General features: G+C 62.9%; 4 protein-coding genes and 1 pseudogene. 3 read left to right on the top strand and 2 right to left on the bottom strand.

From position 1 onward, the window contains the following. Positions 1-209, top strand: a pseudogene (locus EN939_RS28435) (glycoside hydrolase family 127 protein); the annotation flags it as partial. On the opposite strand, the gene EN939_RS28440 reads toward EN939_RS28435, so the two are convergent. Further along, complete coding sequence (locus EN939_RS28440) at positions 196-930, bottom strand: gamma-glutamylcyclotransferase (RefSeq protein WP_127271035.1); 735 nt, start codon at positions 928-930, stop codon at positions 196-198. The pseudogene EN939_RS28435 and the gene EN939_RS28440 sit on opposite strands and share 14 nt — an antisense overlap. A gap of 158 nt (positions 931-1,088) precedes the next feature. Here EN939_RS28440 and EN939_RS28445 point away from each other — a divergent pair, with 158 nt between their 5' ends. After that, positions 1,089-1,781: a DUF2270 domain-containing protein gene (locus tag EN939_RS28445; RefSeq protein ID WP_127271036.1), complete on the top strand. Its 693-nt coding sequence runs from the start codon at positions 1,089-1,091 to the stop codon at positions 1,779-1,781. Between the two features lie 97 nt (positions 1,782-1,878). Here EN939_RS28445 and EN939_RS28450 read toward each other — a convergent pair whose 3' ends face one another. Continuing rightward, a complete protein-coding gene (locus EN939_RS28450) occupies positions 1,879-2,022 on the bottom strand; it encodes a hypothetical protein (RefSeq protein ID WP_127271038.1) in 144 nt (47 codons plus the stop codon). Positions 2,023-2,460: 438 nt separating this feature from the next. Here EN939_RS28450 and EN939_RS28455 point away from each other — a divergent pair. Continuing rightward, positions 2,461-2,805 (top strand): SRPBCC family protein (locus EN939_RS28455; RefSeq protein ID WP_127271040.1); only part of this gene is annotated, 345 nt, incomplete at its 3' end.

The following is a 2,805-nucleotide window of genomic DNA, read 5'->3' on the forward strand; positions in this document are numbered from 1 at the left end:
CCATCGAAGCGCAGCACCGGCCGGAACTTCTCGGCGGCGTGGTGACGCTGTCGACCGCGGCACTTGCCGATGCCGCCGACGGGTGGCGGGACGGGCTCTACAGGCCCGAGCCGCCGGCCACCGCCGAGACGCGCCTGACCGCCATTCCTTATTTCGCCTGGGACAACCGCGAGCCCGGCGAGATGCTGGTATGGCTCAGGGACGGGTGAGTTGTGATGTTAGCCCGATCTCTTCGGCTACCAGTTCCTGCAGCCGCCACAAATTGCGGTCGCGGATGCCGCAGGCTTCGAGGTGGCGGATCGTCTCGAAAAGATATTGCGCGCCCGAGCCCCAATGACCAACGGCTGTCACCAGCGTCGCCGCGATCGCCTGCTTGTCGAGCTTGCCGGCATAACGCGGATTGGCGGGATCGACGACGAAGCCAAGCGCGCGACATGGGCCGCCTTCGGTCCTGACCTGCAGCCAGCGCGGCACGTTGACGGCGGGCAGGATGGTCATTTCGCGGCGCAGGAGCGCTTCGAGGTTAGCCGCCACCGGTTCCGCGATCTCGAACACCATGCCCTGGCACTGGCCGCCGCGATCGAGCGCCATCATCAGGCCGGGCTGCTCGACCGTGCCGCGAAAACGCTGCACCGTGAAGCAGAACGAACGATGCCAACCGCTGGCCACCGCGCGTTCTCCGCCCCTCACCTCGCCGGCGGGCTTCCACAACAGCGAGCCATAGGCAAATAGTTTCAGCGGCCCGGCCGGAGCGCCGGCCAGCACCTCGTCGCGGATGCGCGCATAGTCGGCATCGGTCATGTGAACCATGCCCGGCGTCGGCCCGGCATCCTCGACAGCACGCATGGTGCGCGCGACCAACGCCTCGGTCAGCGCCATCGGCGTGTTGCGCGGGACCCTCGATGATGCGGTGGAAATGGCCTTGCTCATCTTCGCGCTCCCAGTCCTACCGCCATGTTGCTGAAGGCTGAAGGATTCTCAAGGGCCGTGCAGCCGAGATAGATCACGAGTGGCCGATGCCGCTCTTGCGTGACGCGTCTTGGAACGATGTTGCCGGCAAACTGTTCTGTTCCTTGCCGGAGGATGCCATGAACGATGCGTCGGCACAGCCCGCTGGCCCCGTCCTTTCATCGGCGGAGCGCGTCAACACGCTGTCCCATTTCCACCGCGCCGAGATCGCTCGCATGGCGGGATGGCGCGACCGGCTCGACCTGACGACCAATTGGGCAATCACGGTGGTGGCGGCGCTGCTTTCGGTATCACTCTCGACGGCCAGTGCGCATCACGGCGTGCTGCTGTTCGCCATGCTGCTGATCCTGCTGCTGCTGTGGATCGAGGCGCGCCGCTATCGGTTCTTCGATTTCTATCGGGCGCGCGTACGCCAGTTCGAACGCCACTATTTCGCGCAGATCTTTTCCCCACAGCCCGACTTCGCCTCGGACTGGCTGCTCATCGTCGGCGAAGGCCTGCGCGCGCCGAAATTCCTGCTGTCGCAGCGCGTCGCGCTAGCCCGTCGGCTGCGGCGGAATTACATCTACCTGTTCCTGATCCTCTGGCTGGCCTGGGTGCTCAAGATATCCACACCCAGCCTTCAAACCGTGGGCGTCAGGACCGGCTTTGCCGGCTCGCTTCGCCAAGCCGTGGACAGCGCCGCCCTTGGCCCCGTTCCCGGTGTGGCGATCGTGGTTGTTGTGGCCGCATTCTATGTCGGGTTGCTTGCCATCGTCTTTTTCACGGCCGATGACGACGGCGAACTGTCCTTTGGCGACGTGCATGTTTGACGTTGATGTCCGGCGACACGCCGCTGCAATGCAAACGGCGGTCCGCGCGTTGACATGGTCGGTCCGCCGAAACGTTTGGGAGAACGGAACTGCGCGCCTAGATGCCGAAGAACTGCTTGCCAACCATGTAGCCCAGTGCCGCCACGACCAGCGGAAACAGTGCCGGCGCGGCTTTGCCTAGAAGGGAGACCTGCAGGTCCTTCGCCGGCGTATGACGTGCATTGCCGAGATTCTTGGTCATTGCTTGCCTCGGGTTCGAAAGACTCATTAGCAAATGCTGATTAACAGCATGGCCGCGTTAACGGCCTGATAGGAAATCAACTCTGATCAAATGCAAATTCTAATGATCGGCACATGGACGGCAAAGACGCGCTACCCTATTTCGCGGCGTTCGAAGCGTTGACCGGGACGCGCGGCCTTTCCCGCCAATCGGCAAAACCGCGCCTGAACAACAAGATGGCTCAGGAACCCGATTTAGCAGGTGAACGCCAGCTCCAGAGCCGGTGCAGTTCGCCCGCCGCCTCGCCCGAGCTTCGTGTTGATAGGCGCGGCATCGAACGGCATGCCCGCGGGGGAGGCAGGCCGCATCCCGTCAAAAAATTCGCAAACCAATGTCGGACTTGTTACGCCTCGTTCGTCCTTGGGGTATCGAACAGGCATTTATGAAAGGATCCAGCATATGCCCGGCACCGTGCGTTTGCACCGCGTTCTGACGACCAGCCCGGAAAAGGTCTATCGCGCCTTCGTTGAAGCGGACGCGCTGGCCAAGTGGCTTCCGCCAAACGGCTTCACCTGCACGGTTCATAATTTCGAGGCAAAGGTCGGCGGCACGTTCAAGATGTCGTTCCGCAATTTCACCACGGGCGACAGCCATTCCTTCGGCGGCGAGTACCTCGAACTCGTCCCGGGCGAGCGCCTGCTCTACACCGACAGGTTCGACGATCCCAATCTGCCCGGCGAGATCCGGGTCACCGTGATCTTGAAAAAAGTGTCGGTCGGCACCGAAATCGACATCACCCAGGCC

It is taken from the genome of Mesorhizobium sp. M7A.F.Ca.CA.002.05.1.1 (genome assembly GCF_003998335.1).
In the GTDB taxonomy this organism is placed as follows: Bacteria; Pseudomonadota; Alphaproteobacteria; order Rhizobiales; family Rhizobiaceae; genus Mesorhizobium.

Coding starts and splice junctions, on each gene's coding strand:
- EN939_RS28440 (WP_127271035.1), bottom strand. CDS start 930: ATGAGCAAGGCCATTTCCACCGCATCATCGAGGGTCCCGCGCAACACG.
- EN939_RS28445 (WP_127271036.1), top strand. CDS start 1,089: ATGAACGATGCGTCGGCACAGCCCGCTGGCCCCGTCCTTTCATCGGCG.
- EN939_RS28450 (WP_127271038.1), bottom strand. CDS start 2,022: ATGACCAAGAATCTCGGCAATGCACGTCATACGCCGGCGAAGGACCTG.